The 16,575-nt window shown below is 40.3% G+C and carries 17 protein-coding genes; all 17 read right to left on the reverse strand.

Annotated elements, in window-relative coordinates; genetic code table 11:
* Positions 1–45: 45 nt before the first annotated feature.
* The 17 genes from RBI_RS09470 to speB all read right to left on the reverse strand — a co-directional run bounded on the left by RBI_RS09470 (position 46) and on the right by speB (position 16,574).
* The gene (locus tag RBI_RS09470; RefSeq protein ID WP_038672573.1) at positions 46–1,149 is read right to left on the reverse strand and encodes a hypothetical protein; all 1,104 of its coding nucleotides are present in this window, start codon (positions 1,147–1,149) and stop codon (positions 46–48) included.
* Between the two features lie 2 nt (positions 1,150–1,151).
* Positions 1,152–1,496 (reverse strand): hypothetical protein, encoded by a 345-nt coding sequence (locus RBI_RS09475; RefSeq protein ID WP_038672575.1) that lies wholly within the window; start codon positions 1,494–1,496, stop codon positions 1,152–1,154.
* 224 nt (positions 1,497–1,720) lie between these two features.
* Positions 1,721–3,385: a 3'-5' exonuclease gene (locus tag RBI_RS14230; protein ID WP_051706736.1), complete on the reverse strand. Its 1,665-nt coding sequence runs from the start codon at positions 3,383–3,385 to the stop codon at positions 1,721–1,723.
* A gap of 2 nt (positions 3,386–3,387) precedes the next feature.
* Complete coding sequence (locus tag RBI_RS14235) at positions 3,388–4,209, reverse strand: exonuclease domain-containing protein (protein WP_051706738.1); 822 nt, start codon at positions 4,207–4,209, stop codon at positions 3,388–3,390.
* A 22-nt stretch (positions 4,210–4,231) separates the two neighbouring features.
* Positions 4,232–4,633, reverse strand: coding sequence for a DUF6075 family protein (locus RBI_RS09495; RefSeq protein ID WP_051706739.1), 402 nt, complete (start codon positions 4,631–4,633; stop codon positions 4,232–4,234).
* Complete coding sequence (locus tag RBI_RS15445) at positions 4,630–4,752, reverse strand: hypothetical protein (protein ID WP_270764123.1); 123 nt, start codon at positions 4,750–4,752, stop codon at positions 4,630–4,632. The genes RBI_RS09495 and RBI_RS15445 overlap by 4 nt, the downstream gene beginning before the upstream one ends.
* A 91-nt stretch (positions 4,753–4,843) precedes the next feature.
* On the reverse strand, positions 4,844–5,530 hold the full coding sequence (locus RBI_RS09500) for a hypothetical protein (protein ID WP_207640607.1): 687 nt from the start codon (positions 5,528–5,530) through the stop codon (positions 4,844–4,846).
* 718 nt (positions 5,531–6,248) lie between these two features.
* Entirely contained in the window at positions 6,249–7,196 is a 948-nt protein-coding gene (locus RBI_RS09510) for a hypothetical protein (protein ID WP_051706741.1), read from the reverse strand.
* Between the two features lie 146 nt (positions 7,197–7,342).
* Positions 7,343–7,948 carry a DUF3849 domain-containing protein gene (locus RBI_RS09515; RefSeq protein WP_038672581.1) on the reverse strand — a complete coding sequence of 202 codons (606 nt, stop codon included), beginning with the start codon at positions 7,946–7,948 and terminating at the stop codon, positions 7,343–7,345.
* On the reverse strand, positions 7,945–8,427 hold the full coding sequence (locus tag RBI_RS09520; protein ID WP_038672584.1) for a hypothetical protein: 483 nt from the start codon (positions 8,425–8,427) through the stop codon (positions 7,945–7,947). Before RBI_RS09520 ends, RBI_RS09515 begins: the two co-directional genes overlap by 4 nt.
* On the reverse strand, positions 8,420–8,689 hold the full coding sequence (locus tag RBI_RS09525; protein ID WP_022287869.1) for a hypothetical protein: 270 nt from the start codon (positions 8,687–8,689) through the stop codon (positions 8,420–8,422). The genes RBI_RS09520 and RBI_RS09525 overlap by 8 nt, the downstream gene beginning before the upstream one ends.
* A gap of 14 nt (positions 8,690–8,703) precedes the next feature.
* A complete protein-coding gene (locus RBI_RS09530) occupies positions 8,704–9,942 on the reverse strand; it encodes a ParB/RepB/Spo0J family partition protein (RefSeq protein ID WP_038672586.1) in 1,239 nt (412 codons plus the stop codon).
* A gap of 4 nt (positions 9,943–9,946) precedes the next feature.
* Positions 9,947–10,735 (reverse strand): ParA family protein, encoded by a 789-nt coding sequence (locus RBI_RS09535; RefSeq protein WP_038672587.1) that lies wholly within the window; start codon positions 10,733–10,735, stop codon positions 9,947–9,949.
* Positions 10,736–11,335: 600 nt separating this feature from the next.
* Positions 11,336–12,148 carry a replication initiation protein gene (locus tag RBI_RS09540; protein ID WP_038672589.1) on the reverse strand — a complete coding sequence of 271 codons (813 nt, stop codon included), beginning with the start codon at positions 12,146–12,148 and terminating at the stop codon, positions 11,336–11,338.
* Between the two features lie 185 nt (positions 12,149–12,333).
* Entirely contained in the window at positions 12,334–13,704 is a 1,371-nt protein-coding gene (locus RBI_RS09545) for an MATE family efflux transporter (protein ID WP_051706743.1), read from the reverse strand.
* Positions 13,694–15,448 carry an adenine deaminase C-terminal domain-containing protein gene (locus RBI_RS09550; protein WP_038672591.1) on the reverse strand — a complete coding sequence of 585 codons (1,755 nt, stop codon included), beginning with the start codon at positions 15,446–15,448 and terminating at the stop codon, positions 13,694–13,696. The genes RBI_RS09545 and RBI_RS09550 overlap by 11 nt, the downstream gene beginning before the upstream one ends.
* Before the next feature lie 28 nt (positions 15,449–15,476).
* Complete coding sequence (gene speB / locus RBI_RS09555) at positions 15,477–16,574, reverse strand: agmatinase (protein ID WP_051706745.1); 1,098 nt, start codon at positions 16,572–16,574, stop codon at positions 15,477–15,479.
* Position 16,575: the final 1 nt, after the last annotated feature.

Consider the following 16,575-nt stretch of genomic DNA (forward strand, 5'->3'; position numbering starts at 1 on the left):
AAAACATTTATAGGCTTGTTTTCAGGGAAAACTCTCGAGAAAAAATTATAATGACAACGATCTATCATTTGTCATGTCAAGCGCATCGTCTTTTCCAATTTCTTCTCTAACATAATCAGGGACGCTCACCAGTTCATCAAATTCAAGATTACCCAAAATCATATACATTTTGTCTTTACTTTCTCCAAAATATACTCCGCTGTCAAATTCGCTGTTATTATTATACCGCTTCACCAACTTCATTTTTTCGAGGTCAACAAAAACATTAATCGGAAATTCAAGTATCTCATCGGTAGTGTAGGCTATCGGTATATGAGAAAGGTCAGAAAAATCTGCGTCATTTTCAAATTCGATTACTGTAAATTCATTGATAAGTTCTTTGGCAATGCTGACCATATCCGCCCTTCTTTTCATTGTTTCAATCTCAGCTTGTGATAAATCATTTTTTACGGAATCAATTTCATTTTCAGTAAATACAGCGTATTTCAGAATTTCGTCCTTAAAGATATCTTTTTTCGCAAACTCCAAAAGAGCCTGATTAATACTGTCAAACCCGACCTGTTCGCAGCAGGCAAGTTCTTCTTTAAGCATTGTAAATCGAGTCTTACGCTCGATATCGATCGGTGTAAAATCAAGAATATCCTGCTGTTCACTGTATCTTTTTTTTACTTCCCAAGCACAGGTATCAAGGTAGGCATTTTTCAAATTCTCCTTACCGATATTATCTGAAAAAGGAGAATAAACAAATGGAAATTCTGCGGCTTTTACACCATAATGCTTAAAATAGTCGATGATATCATCACTTGAAACGCTTTGCGTCAAACGTCCTGCGATATACTCGTCATCGTCCTTAATTGTACAACACTCATAGCTATCATCAACGCCCAGCTTTTTGATATATACTTCATCACTTTCTTCCGTATAGCCATTAAAGTCCATTGTTCTTTTGTGTTCAAGAAAGCAATCATCAGTTATCCAAACTCTGTGAGTTGAATATGAGTAATAGAGAAACTTAAACTCGTGAGAATACTCATTTTTAACAAGGTCCTTGTTTTCTTCAAAGAAATCTTCAAAGGACTGTCCCGAAGTCTGAAATTGCTTGATAACGTCAAAACTATGTAATGTATTATGAACGTCCTGTTCTGTCATATCTATTCTCCTCTATCGTCTTCGTCATTCTTTTCATCATTCTTGATAGCAATCTTTCTTGCAATCCTTGAAAAAGAGATTCCTAATGCTATATATACAGGTATGCATATCATAAACTTATAGTTTATATTTACCGAAACATTAAGCTTATCTACAGCAAAGCCAATCATGAAATTACTAAAGGTATTCGCTGCTAAGACAATTCCAAATATAATTCCTAGTGCATAAAAAGATATCGATATACTTTCAAGCACCTTAATCATAAGTTTATCACCAAAGAAATATTTAGCTAACTCCCAAGTCACAATAAATGCAGCTGGGGTCATATAAACCAAAAAGCCTGCCATTAACTATCCTCTCCTTTTTCTATCTTTTTTTAGTCTTTGTGTCCCCCATACGCAGATCAACAATGAGGTGACAACTGAGAAAATCACAAAAATTACTCTCTTATAAAAAAACTCCCACTGCCCTGAATACGGCATACCATAGCATAATATAACTATAGCTGATACTAAGTTTGCCACGAAAGAAAGGACATACACAGGGAGCATTTCAATTATTGCGTGTTTCATCATAGCGACCTGCCTGTCTTTTCCGTGAGGTCAAGTACATCATCAGTGTCATCTAAAAAAGATGATATCGGCTTAAAACCTATATCGTCATCTCTCTTTAGCTTTTCAATTCCTTCTGCAAAGCAAGGATCTTCAATAGCAGCATTGATTATATCAAGCATTTCCTTCTTCTGTTCTTCAGTCATTGTGTAATGAAAAACAGGACCCTTATCCATACTACTGTCATTAGTCAGAGCTGAGTAGTTTTGCTCGGAAAGCATATAGAAAGTGTGCAGTCCTGCCGATGAGCCGTGATGACCTTCCTGCTTAGTCACATATCCTACAGGTATGCCAAGTTTGACAGCCTGTACGACTTGCTCTTCCGAAAGAAAAATATCATTTTGTGACTGCTTGTCGCACAGCTCACAGGCATTGCGGCAATTTTCAGCTATGTCTGAGATACGCTGTTTGGTTGCCATATAATTAAGGACTTCATCTTCCCTGATAAGCCTATCTTCAACAAGCTTATCATAAACAATGTTATCTAGTTCTGAAATCTCAACCCCATTCTTTCTATCTTCATCTATTCCTTCAATAAAGTAAACTTTGGCTTCAGTTCTCATTGTTTTTATCATTCCATCAATGTACTCACCAGTTTTGTTTTTGGGGGCTTTTAAACAATCTTGTCTTATTTTATCAAAATCTCTCTCAGTTATTAACGTTGTATAAAGCATATATTCAAGTCTTGAAATTGCAGGCTCATTAGTATCATTCCAATCCATTGCCATTTCAGCACTTTCAATATACTGTTCTTTATCAGCGAGGCTCATATTTTGAGCGTAATGAGATACAAGTTTGCCTGCATAATTTTTATCAGCGTTATCCAACACATCTTCTATAGCCATGTTGTAGTCCTCAAGGTGATCGTCCATTTTCTCGTAACGATAGATAACGTCAGAAATAAAAAGATTGCTGTTTTTCAGAAAATCCTTTGAAAGTTCAATGTTGCCTATTTTCAGACTATCCATTTCGTCCAAAGCATTGAGTATATCCTGCCGTCTATCATCATTCTCTTTGATACAGTATGCCTGAGATATTTCCGCAGGCGTTAGCTCAATGCCAACTCGCTTTCCGTCAATGACACGTTCGATTATCATTGTATCAGAATTAATCTTATTATAGACAAAAAGCGTAGCATAGCAATCGCCCAAGCTGTTATGTGCAGTTTCAGCTCTTTGTGACCAGTCATAGCCGTAGTAGTCGGCGGCTGTTGTGAGCTTCTGCCATTTATAGCCGTCACGGAAACTGTTCCGTTCACCATATATCTCAGCGAAATCTTCCATAACATCAATTGTATCTATATCGTCAGGAACTATCGCACCATTTGCTTTAAGAAAACCAATGTCAAACTGCGTGTTGTACCCGATTATAGTATCAGAATTTTCAATAATAGCATTTATCTCTGATATTTTTTCAGAAATAGCAGGGCGATCAGCGACCATTTCAGGACTTATGCCGTTCACCTGTTCAGCTTCTTTCCATTCGGTACGGTGCTGCGGCTTGAAATATTCATCGAATAATACATTTCCGTCAGTATCTATGATAGATACTTGTAGCAACTCGTCCCCGTCATATGGGTGAAAGCCAGTTGTTTCTGTGTCAATAATGATATATTTGTTTTTCATAATTATTTATCCTCCTCTATCCAATGCAATTTCTCTTTGTAAATTTTCAAAATAGCTTGACATTTTTCAAGGCTATCCTTTGGAAGTTCAAAGTTATCACATTTACTTAAAATTTTATTGACATTTATTTTTTCTCGGTATTTTTGTTGAAAAATGATGTTGTTATCATAGAAAAGGTAATCAAAGTAGTTTTGATTATTATGCAAAACTAAATTTGCTTTATTAAATATCGCAACAATCTGGTTAGCCATATCCGACGTTTGTGGCGCATTAGCAACCATTTCTGGCGTTATTCCGTTTTCCTTTTCAGTTTTTGTCCACTCTTTGTGTTTTTTGGGTTTAAAATAGCTGTTAAAAAGAATATCCCCTTTGAAGTTGATGATTGATAGTTGTAATAATTCATCTCCATATTCATATCCCGTTGCTTCAAAGTTCATAGCAATGGCTGTTGACGGATCGTTATCAAGAGCATTTATAACCATGCTCAATTCTTCAATTTTTTTCTTGTAAGGCTCAACAGCACACCACTTTGCCTCTTCAAGTTCTCTTTCACGTTCTTCCTGCTCACGTTCTAGCCTAGCCTTACGATATGCCCTTGCCTGTTCTCTGCGTCTTTCTTTTTCGGGCTGAAAAAAAGCCTGCAACTCACTCTCTGTTGCAGGTCTGACTTCATCAGGTTTGTAATACTTGCATGGCTGTTTGCTTTGTTTGCTTGGCAAAAGCTCTATGCCCTCTACATTTTCTGCTACAAGAAAGCCCTCAAGCGCCCACTGACGTTCGGTCTTGTAGCTGTCATATTCTCTGTGATAGTGCTTTACTTTCATACCATTACCTCCATTTCATTAGTCACATGAAAATCTCGAACCTGATTTTGATTGCTTCGAAGTAGTATGGTGCATAGGTGCAGTTGAAAATAGTATTGGGCACATAGTATTTGCTTGGTACATATTCTTTCTCTCCATTTTTGTCGATATAAGTTTCAGGTGGATCTGAGTCATAAACAGTGCCGTTCCACAGGTTAAAGGCAAGACGTGTTGTTTTCAAGCTCGTATGAGTCTGAAAAGGCTTGCTCAAGCCCTCAAAAATAATAACATCTTTTTTTTCATCATATAGTGCACTTATATGTTCACGAAGCACGTTATCCATTGTCAAAAGATATGCAAGCGACAAGTGATAGCCGTCAAGATAGGGCATTTTCTTGCACAACTTATTAAACAGTTCCTCATGTTCTTCGTCATAAAATATCATTTTTCTTTCCTGCCTTTCTTGAAAAGTCTGTATTTTTCAGGAATAAATTCTCTGATTATTCCCCAAATTCCTGTTATACAAAGAGCTATTCCCAGTGAACCATAAAATATTTTTTCCATTGTCCAATCACTCCTTTTTATAAAAAAAAGGACACCTGAACCTTCAAGTGTCCTTAAGTTTGTATTCGATTTTTTCTGTCCTCAGGCAAAATCATTTTTCAGCTTTGAATTTATTATATACTTCTTCATCAAGTTCTGCAAGCTCCAAAGCTTCAGATAGCTTAAACCCTCTTGCTAAAAGGTTGTCGATTATATTCATCTGCATTTTTATATTAGCTTGAGTTTGTTCCAGTTTCTCTCTTGACTTTTCTACAGATTCATTCGAGCTATGTACTTCTTTCTCATTTATATCCTCTTTTATCATTTCCATCGTAATATCTTTGCCATCGTTGTATTTATCGATCCAATATCCTTTTATTTCACAAATAAGAGCAGCAATTATATTACTTATTAGGAATGGTAAGAATGCGTAATTTAATGCTGCCTGCACTATTCCTTTTGGCGTGTAGCCAATCGATATCAGAAAATCGGAAGAATCATATTTTTGAAACAGGCTATCAGGTAGAACGTCAAAAATAGCGTCCTTAATGTATATCATCAATCCAATTGCAGTAGATAATATAATATTTGCTAATGTAGCAACTTTGTTGTTAGCCATGCAACTGACAATTGACCATGAAATGGTTATTGCTAATACTATCAATACATATTGTATGATGAAATCATATGAATTATTTCCTAAATGTGCAATTTTGTTAAAGACATCAAAAAGTACGGCTACCGATATAAGCTCTAAAAAGACACTATCTAATAAAAATGAACGTAATGATGTCGTCATTTTATTTAGTGACCTTATAAAATCAATCAGAAAAAAACATATTGATATTATTACTAGCATTGCTTCAGAAAATCCATTCCGAATAATTAAAGTTAATATAATGTTAAAAAACATCAAAAACCATGCTGTGCTATACATTCGTTCAATCAAGTATCTGTTTTGGTATAAAAAACGTCGAAACTTTAGCCTGCAATTAAACAAGAATTTAAATAAACTCACGTGTCCACTTCCAACATAGAATTATTAGAAGAATGATTGTTGCACATACAAAAATTACTTTCCATTTTTGCGACAATGGACTGTAATATTTTTCACGAATTATAATATATATTGCCATTAGCCAAATAACTATCAATCGTGGAAAAAGTAAACGTGTCGATTCTGTTGACATTATATACACCGTCAATAAGCAGAGTATATCATATAACGATACCATTAACTCATTCTTTTTGTTCTTATTTTTCACTGTGTATAAAATTCCAACTAAGAATATTATTATGAATATAATACAACCAATCATTCCTCATTCTCCCATTTTATCATTTAAAGTGACTTTTGTCAACAAAAAAGGACACCTGAAACTTCAAGTGTCCTTACGTTTGTATTCGATTTTTGTCCACGGACAAAATTACTTCTCAGCTTCGCCCTCGTCATAAAAGCCCTGACTTAAATTGCACATATCATCGACCTCAGTTTCTGAACTACGCTATAGTCAGCATTACGCATTCCAATACATATCCATGTATTTCTTGCCGTCCTCATGTGATATGTGCAGCTTATCAACTACCATATCAAGTGTTTTTTCATAACTTGCGCCAAGTTCTTTGGCGGCATTTATTAAGCCCTTGGCTTCGCCCTCAGCTCTGCCTTCAATTATGCCCTCAGCTCTGCCCTCAGCTTTGCCGTCATCATAAAAGCCCTGACTTAAATTGCACATATCATCGACCTCCTTCAGTCTGTTTTTAAACTTGACTCCATAATTCTTTTCGAGAATATCCATTGCTTTTTCCACTGATACTCTTCTCATATTCGTAAGCAGGTTAAGCATTTCTATCAATCCGCTGTAATTCTTATCTGACTTTCCCAGATTTATCATTACAAGGGACATCATATCGTATTTTTTATTGTCTACAGCACCATTTCCAACTATAGCAGTCGGCTGAAAACTGTATTCTGTGATAGTGTTCTCCAATGCTTTTGGAGCGTGGGTGCATATCCAAATGGAATACACCTTTTTCATATCATCAAAATTTGAATTTGCAAACTCAACGTTGTACTGTGATGAAATAAGGCGGCTAAGATAGTATATACCTCGTTTCTCCAGTGTATACCCATTGTGGTATTTGTTCTGTGACTCGAGATTGACTATCAGCTCGGCTTGCTCGTTGCTGTTCGGAAGCTTGACCTTGTACTTGATGTCAAAGCTACGTATGCCGTCATTTTCCGAAACGGACTCACTGCCTGCTGCGTCTATCAGCTCAGGGCTGTCATCAACAGGAACGTTGCCAATCTCAGGCTCACCATCAAGGCAAGCGATTATCTCGTCAAGGGTACAGTCTTTGAACTCTCTTACTGCGTACTTGAGAATGTTTGCAAATACATCTTTTCTTGAAAGCAACTGTTTCGCCTTTGCGTCATATAGCTTGGCTTTTTCGGATTTTAACATAAGCGTCCTTTCTGTGATACATTTGTTTTCATCTTTATTTTATCAGATTTTTATGATAAAGTCAATAAAAAAGGGCATTTTTCATTGACTGTGCATTAAAAAAACACTCATTAAACACCTTTATTTTGTCCACGGACAAAAAACTATCACAATGACATTCCGCTATTTATTGTCATGCTCAGTCCGTTATTTTCAGACCTCTCCTTTACCATTTCTGCAAAGCCATTAAGCACTATAGCATGGCTATGACACAGTGGCAGAATTTTGAACTGCTCAAAATCTATATCATTGTTTTGCAGAAAATCATTAGCCCACTCGACAACATCGCTGTGATATCTCATATCACGTCCGACCTGATTATGTTGCTTGACTACAAGTGCCATTGTGCAGGCAATATCAAATGCCGTGTTATTCTCTATCAGCTCATCATATGCACTGTCAAGGTCATAATGATAGCCGTCTGCATTTCTTGCAATACAACTGTCGATATCTTGTGATATCGACATTACTCTGTTCTTATCCTCAAAGTTGAAATACATTTGCCGAAGCTCCTTTGTAACATTTATCGCTTTTTCCTGTGTTATAAAATCGTATTTGAAACGCCAATCTATTGTGTAGTTGTCTATGAGAGGCTTAGCCACCGCAGAGTAAACGCCAGTGTTAGCCGATATAATGCAGGCGGCATTATCTGAAAAAGATAGGATTTCAAAAAGTTCTCCGCTATAACCTTGATACAACTCAGCGACTTTCATCGTCTTATCCTTGAATATATCGTAGGAATTGACTTTCCGTCAGCATCAGTGACATATTCAACGTTAGAGAACGAACAAGTATATCCAAGGTCATGCGCCCATGCAAGCACTTCTTTTTGCTTGTGAATAAAACATCTCACTCTGCCAAGCTCATTTGGATCAGGCTTAAAACTGTCCTCATTCATCATTTCTGTCACCTTTTCAGCCGTATAGCGTCCAACATAAGGCAACTTCTTATATGGTCTGAAAGATATTTCATCATTGATAAGACCAATATAGCCGACCTCAAACACCATTTCTTCCTCATATGGATACCTTGCATAGACAACAGGCTCTAAAGGTCCACGAAAAACAAACGTCATAGAGCCACTGTGATGTTCATCGTCCTTGAAGTATGCGGCTCTGTAGCCCTCTATTCTTGACTTGTTTTTGAACTTAGAAAGTTCAAAATCTATTGCTCCGAGATGATGTTCAGCCATTGTTCTCAACTTCCTTTCTGCTATCTTCACTCTTGACCGCAGGAGCGACTGTTTTCTTCAGCGTAAAGCTTTCCTGAGCAAACAGCTCTCGTACAGCTCTAGGGACATATTTTCTGTACATGACCTCAACAGCTTCGTTGATTTCTTTTGCGAGCTGTTCGTCAAAGTCTGCACTGTCCATGCCCTTTTCCGCCATGTAGTGCCTTATCAGCGTTATCTTTGTTTTGTCGATATTGTCTGCAAAATTAAATTCGTTCTTCATGATTTTAATCTCCCTTATTCAGATTTCAGATTGTCCATGGACAATTCTGTGAGTTTTATAAGTTCATCGGCTACCTGACGCCATGTCAGTTCCAGTCTTGTTGCGCCATTGGCATTGAGTATACGATTGGTGAATTTAATCAGCATTGTATCTCCGCAGAAGATGGTGTACTCTCCGTCAGGCGTTCCATAAGACGTATTAATGCAATGATTTCTCAACTGTGTAGCAATGTCAAATGCCGATATATTTCTTTCAAGCATACGTCTGATATCATACTTTCTCGATATTCTTATCACAGCCGTATCGACCTCAACTTGCATTGATTTGCCGTCCCATCTAACAGGCTTAGTGGCTTCGTTACCGCCCTCCTGCTGTTCGGTCATATGCTGTTTCAACAGCCTATATACAAGCTCGTCCAACTCTTGCTCACTCATTCCCTGAATGAGCAATGGTTCAACGCTGTATATCGTGTTGTAAACAGGACTTTTATAGACCTTTTTAATCTTTGGCGGATTAAGAGCCTTGTCGATATCATCAACTGTAAAGTCTTTGTTTTGGTCCGCAAGCTCAATTACCTGTTTTGCCGCCTTTGGTGTCAAAGCTTTTTCTACCTTTTTTAGATAGCTAAAAAGCACTTTCTGCTGTTCATTATTCAGAGCGTCTATTATCTCAACAGCGTGTATCGACAGCATACCAGTATCGACCAACGACTTAAGCTCGTCAATAAGATTATTGATATGGATACACCGATATAACGTTTTTGGTGAAATTCCAAAAAACGTTGACATTTCCGTTACAGACATATCCTCACCGAAACGTTGTCTGTAGCCATTAAACATATTACATATTTCTGTAGGCTTCTCACCTTTACGCTGTATATTTGCATGACAAACAGCCTTGAATGCTTCTTTGTCATTAAAATCACAAACACGGCAAAGGATAGTTTTCTTTTCAAGTTTCTGGAGTGCAATGTATCTCTTATGACCTGAAAGCAACTCGTACTTGCCACTGTCAAGCTCTCTGACAGTGGCAGGCGTAAGCTGTCCCATGCTCTTGATAGACTCTGTAAGCCTGTTCAGCTCTTCTTCGTCAATGTTAAAAGGCTGTGCAACATTATTGTCGCTATAAAAATCTATATCCGTGAGCGGTATCTCCGCATTATCTTTGATTATTCTGCTTTCCTCGATAACAGTATCTTCTGTCGGAGCTTTGGTGCGGCTCTGAGATGTTGCTAATATCTTATCAAATTTCATATGCTCACGCCCTTTCCTCAATTTCTGTTGCAAGTTCCTTGTACTGTGCTGACACCCTGTTACGCTGTGCCGAACTCAGCACCACAGCTTTTTCTTTCATCGGTGACTCAGCTACAGCCGACATTTGCTCTATGTATGTTTTGAATACCAACTCACCGTAGGTATTGTCGATCATTTCTTTTGTATTTTTGCAGATATTAGTTCTGCTATACATCGTAGTCACTATTCCAAGAATGCTAAGGCTGTCATTCAGTTCTTCCTGAATTTCCTTTACCTGAAGTATCAAATTTGGCAAAGCGCCAAAAGACATAGGCGAAGCCTGACAAGGAATAAGCACATGGTCTGCGGCAGTCAGAGCATTGTCAAGCATGACATTAAGACTTGCAAGACAATCGATTATAACGTAGTCATATTTCTCTATGATTTCCTTGCCCTTTGCAAACGCTCTTTTCAGCACTGTTTCCTTAGACCTTACCGAAATGAGGTCTTTCTCAAGCTTGTTCATGGCGTTAAGCTCTGAGGGAATGAAGTCAATTTTGTTGACTTCATTGTGTACGATATACTCAGAGATATTGCAATCACGCTTGTTGATGACGTTATACATCAGCCCTGCAATATTCTTTTCAGCCGCATAACAGCCAAAGAACTGTGACAGTGACTCCTGCGGGTCAAAGTCGATAAGCAGGACCTTGCGTCCCCTGATAGCAAGTGCAACACCTGTGTTAATGGCTGTGGTAGTCTTTGCGACTCCACCCTTCTGATTAGCTACTGCGATAATTTTTGTGTTCTTCATGAAACATCGTCCTTTCAGATATCTTGTGTTCTTCAATAATCTAAAAAAGCATAGAAAAGGCAGATGAAGAACACTAAACCTGCCTGTCAGGGAGCTACCCTGTTCTATGCCATGATGATGAAAACATCATCAAAATCATCACCGACAAGCTGTTAGTGACAATTTTCATGTTGCTTTTTTCATCGATCCGCTACTTATATACTTAAAATACTTTAATTACTTATATATACTTAGGGAGGTCGCAAATGGCGTATCTACGCTGTTTCAAGCGTTTAAAAACCACTTTTTCCTAACGTAGCGACCACTTTTTCCTAACCAAAAGCCACCTTTTCCTAACGAAAAACCACCTTTTCCTAACCAATCGACCACTTTTCCCTAACTTTCAACACACTTTCATGTTTTAGAGCCACTTTTTCCTAACTTTCAACAATTCAGAGCAGAAAAACCTGATTTTTGTCTGCGTAAAGACCACTTTCCCCTAACGAAAAGCCACCTTTTCCTAACCAATCGACCACTTTTCCCTAACTTTCAACACACCTTCATGTTTTAGAACCACTTTTTCCTAACTTTAAAAACCACCTCGTTAGGAAAAGGTGGTTTTTAAATCGGGGCGTCAGGTTCATCCCAACTTTCATTCCATTCTATGCTTGTTTTGATGATATTATAGTAATCATCACACGGCAGAAAACATTCGCTTCTGCCGAGAAGAATGAAAGAAACGCCCTCAACTGCTCTGCCGTTCTTGTTATACTTGGCTGTCAACGTGAACTCTGATGTATCAGAGTTGTTTATTTCAAAAATCGCTTTGCCAATGCACTTCTCCTTGAATTGGCTGAATTTTAAAAGCTTATCCTCACAGCCCATAAGCTGTCTGAGCTGTTCAATAGAGTACTCAAACTTGTGCCTATTTCTTGAAAAGAAACTTGCCTTGAAGTCGGAGAGCAAAATCTCATAGAGCCTGATAGCATATACAGATTTGAAATTCAGGATACTGCCTATCTCGTATTGCGTATAAAAGCCTTTTTGTTGCAAAACAAAAGGCTTAACATCATCGTTAAGCCTGATAGTAAGTATTCCATTGTTGCATGAGCAGGAAGAAATGAGGTTGATTTTTAGCCAACTTTCACGATTTCCAATACCACCCGTATTGATTTTAATGAACGCTTGCATAAGCTTATCCGTAAGCTCATTAATATCACCATACATGGACTTAGGTTTCATTCCAAGATACTTCGCAAGGTCCGTTATCTTACAAGTATATGTTTCCAGACCCTTGTCTGAGGGCTTTATCTGCGAAATGAGCAAGCGAAAAATCTTATGCTGCCACAGTGTCAACACATCCTGCTTGCCCTTGACCATGCTGTTTGACATGACTATTTTGAAGTCCTTATTCAAAACCAACGCATTGCCCATGATTTTCTCCCCCTTTTTTGCCGATTATTTCCTCAAAAAACTTGAGTGTTCAAGTCCCGTTTGCCGCACCAAGTTAGAAAGCTTGCAAATCCTTTATTTATGAGGGTTTGCGAGTTTTTTGTTTTACAATAAAAACAGCTTCCGAACAGCCGCTGACAACTGCTCGGAAGCTAATGCTTTACCTATCATATATCGCTTATCCCTGCACTATCTTTCTTCTTGCACATGATCCTATACCCCACTCTCCCGTAAATAAAACTCAGAACCCAGCCTGCCGGCATTGACAGCCATACTGCCGATACGCCTATGACCGATACCAGAGCGTAGGTGAAAATAATTCGGAACGTGAGATTTATTATGCTTCCGGATAAAAACAGCTTCAAACACCCAAGCCCCCTTAACATTCCGTTGAAGCTTGAATTTATTCCCATTATTATATAACAAAACGCAAGGTCTGTCATGTAGCCCATGCCTGTTTCTATAGCGGAAGCTGAAGAGCTTGACAAGTCCATAAAAAAGCCCAAAAATCGCCGTCTGAGAAGCATTATCACTGCAAATTCTATCACCGCTATGCCTGCGCATAACAGCACGCTCGCCTTGTAGCCCTCTCTGATACGCTCTTTTTTGCCTGCCCCAAGATTTTGTGCTGTGTAGGTGGATACCGCATTTCCACAAGCTATGAACGGCATTATCGCAAAGGAGTCTATCTTTGAAGCCGCCGTGTACCCTGCAAGCACGTCCGAGCCAAAGGGATTGACAGCAGACTGCACTATTAACATTCCCACCGACACCACTGACTGCTGTATCACCGATACTGCCGCATAGGACGACATCTCTTTTAACACTGCCCCCGAAAAGAAGCTGAACTCTGCTCTTTCATGGTCTTTTATGTATACCTTGTCAGTAAGAAGCAGAAACGATATCACTGCCGATACTCCCTGAGCAATGAAAGTCGCCCATGCCGCACCTGATACGCCCATGGAAAATCCCCCTACAAACATAAGGTCAAGCCCTATGTTCAGCAAAGAGGACATCACAAGCAGATGAAAAGGCGTCTTTGAGTTGCCAAGGGCACTAAATACCGACGCTTGCACGTTGTAAAGAAACATAAACGGCATACCTAAGGAATATATCCGCAGATAGTCAGCAGCGTCATTTATGATATTCTGCGGCGTTTTCAGAAGTCTTAAAAGCGGCATACTAAGCACCACACCAAGCACCGCTATCAACGCTGCGACCATAAGTGAAAATATCAGCACAGTGGAAATGCCCGTCTTGACCTTTGACTTGTTCCCGGCACCGCAGTATTTCGCTATAAGCACCGATGTTCCTATGCCCGTACCAGTTGCAACGGCTATCATGACCATTGTCACTGCAAAGGAAACTCCCACCGCCGCAAGAGCTTCGTCACCATTTATCTTGCCCACTATTATGGTGTCCATGGTGTTGTAAAGCTGCTGAAAAAGATTCGCAAGTATAAGAGGCTGTGCAAATCGGAATATTATTTTCTTAGGGTCGCCCTCTGTCATTATTACATTTTCCGGCTTATTTTTCAAATTCTTCACCGCCTGTGAATGTGGGTATGTATCTTTGCTGGTTTACGTCAAAAAGCCCTTTTTCCGTCAGCCCCACCTCTGGGATAGTCTGACACAGCGACACTGTGAGCACCACCGTCATACGCTGTATGTTTCCCCCTGTGAGGGCAAGGGCTTCTCTGAAAGCTTTCTGTGCCTTTATCTCGCCTGTGATGTTTTCACCGCTTAGTATGCCTGCCACAGGAAGGGAGTAAAGCCCTGCCACCTTGCCGTCAATAGCTATAGCCGCACCGCCGCCGTTCGCTTCAACAGCTTTCACAGCGCAAAGCATATCCTCAGGGTCAACGCCCGATACAACGACATTATTGCTCTCCTGAGCAAAGCTTGCGGCAACAGCTCCCCTTTTAATGCCAAGACCTTTTATAAAGCCACTGCCTATCTCACCACTCCTGCCGAAACGCTCCACAACGAATATGGGCAGAATATCGGCTTTTGTATCACCGCATACAATGCCGTTGCTGACTTCAAGCCTGCCTTTTACAAGCCTTGTGACTATGCCACCCTCGGGCATTTCAATTGCATTTGCAGTAACATAGCCCCTCTCAAAGCCTGCTTTTATCTCAAAAGAATGGCTGTCAAGCCCTCTGGGCAATATCACAGTGTTTTTAAGCTCAGGATAGCAAGTTATGTCAAACTCATGCCTGCAAAGAAACTCGCCGTTTTCAGCCACAAGCCTGCCCTGGTGATAGACCTTTTTCACTGTCATATTTTCAAGGCTATCCATAAGCAGAAAATTCGCCTTTCTTGAGGGAGCGACCGAGCCTATGATATCGTCAACACCATAGTGCCTTGCGACGTTGAGAGTAGCCATTTTTATTGCTGACACAGGGGAAATACCGCATTTCACTGCAATGCGCAGAGCATTATCTATACAGCCGTTTTCCTTTATATCCTCCGCAGACTTGTCATCAGTGCAGAATATTATATCGTCCGTAGGGATATGATTTTTTACTATCCCCTCGCAAAGAGTGCGGCAGTTCGGCTCTATAGTTCCCTCTCTTACCAACACCGCCATTCCGCAGGCCAGCCGCTGCTCAAGGTCGCTTATGCTTTCGCACTCATGGTCGTCACAAAGCCCGGCGCAAGCCGCCTGCTGAACGTCACGAAATCCCATTGACGGACAGTGACCATTCACCTTTACACCTGCCCTTTTTGCCGCACCGAGAAGCTTTATTATCTCCTCATTCCCGACCACAGCACCGCTTATCTCACCCACAGTTTTCGCCCTGCACTCTTTGATAACATTGGTGATATCATCTTGCGTTTTCAGGGTGGAAAGATACTGCGAAGAAAGCTGCAAAAAGCTTTCTATGGGCATTTCTCCAAGCATTTCGCATATAGCTTTTATGCCCTTAAGACCAAGAGTATTGGACATCTGCATAGGGTCAAAGAATACACAGCCCGTTCCGTGCGGCACTGCGCCCTCGCAGTATGCAAAAGGCGTGAGCTTTGAGGACTCTATGTGCATATGAGCGTCGATAAAAGAAGGCGCAAGATACATCCCTCTGCAATCAATAAACTCTGTTGCTCCAGGCTCAAAGTCAGGGCAAACTGCGGCGATAATGCCGTTTTTTATCCCCACCGAGCCGCTGTCTATTATCCGTTCTCTGTAAACGTCAACTATTCTTGCGTTGTAAAAATAAATATCAAAAGGCAGCTTACCCTTAGCCGCCAGTATAAGTTCCTTTAGCTGCCGATCATTCATAAGCTGCCTCTTTCAGATACAAATATTATCAGTGTTTATATAGCGACTTGTTCAGCGCAAGATTGCAAAGCACATTGATTATACATCTTGACGCCGCAAGTGAAGTTATCTCGCTCACATCAAACGGAGGAGATACCTCCACAACGTCCATTCCACAGATACCGGGAGCTGTCACGAGCTTGAGAAGCCTTAAAAGCTCTCTCGGGAGCATACCGCCAAAATCAGGTGTGCCAGTACCCGGGCAGAAAGCAGCTTCCAGAACGTCTATATCAAGGCTCACATACACTGCCTTACAGCCCTTCCATGCGATATCGAGGGCAAGCTCTGCCACCTTGTCGATACCATACTTGTCTATATCCTCCATTGAGATCGCAGTACAGCCGCTGTCACGGGTGAATTTTGACCATGACTTGCAGCAGTTTCCGCCTATGCCTATCTGCACAAGATTTTTTGCGCTGAGGTTAGGCAGGTGAGTGGAATGATACCATTCTGTGCCGTGCATTTTTTCGTCCATTTGGATAGCGTCGCAATCGCTGTGGCGGTCGATATGGATAACGCCGATATTGCCGTCGATATACTTTGAAATGCCCCTGAGCGTAGGGAAAGTGGTAGAGTGGTCGCCCCCAAGAACGATAGGCGTTACCCCCTGAGAGAATATATAGCCTATGCCCTTTGTTATCTGGTCGAAAGTCTTTTCGGCATTTGCAGGAAGTGTGTAGATATCTCCTGCGTCGCAAAGCTTTATGTTTTCGTATAGGTCAACGCCATAGTCAGGGTTGAAAGGGGATATCTGCGAAGAAGCGTGTCTTATGCCGGCAGGGCCAAGTCTTGTGCCTGAGCGGTTTGACGCACCGCTGTCATATGGGATACCCACCACTGCAACGTCATATTCCGACACCTTATGGATATCCTCGCAGAAAGGGCTTCTGAGAAAAGTTTCGTGGCTTGTGTATGTAGGGCCGAGATTTGTTCTTGCAAAACAGCTCATGCCCTCGCTTTTAATGCTGTCCGCAGGCTCTAATCCAAGCTCAACGGCTCTCTTTGCCATTGTAGGAAATCTTGTGTTGCCAAATTCATCAAATCTTGCCGCCGTTTTCATGGCGTGCAGTTCATTTCTGTCTATCATG

The sequence above is a fragment of the Ruminococcus bicirculans (ex Wegman et al. 2014) genome (assembly GCF_000723465.1).
Classification (GTDB): domain Bacteria; phylum Bacillota; class Clostridia; order Oscillospirales; family Ruminococcaceae; genus Hominimerdicola; species Hominimerdicola aceti.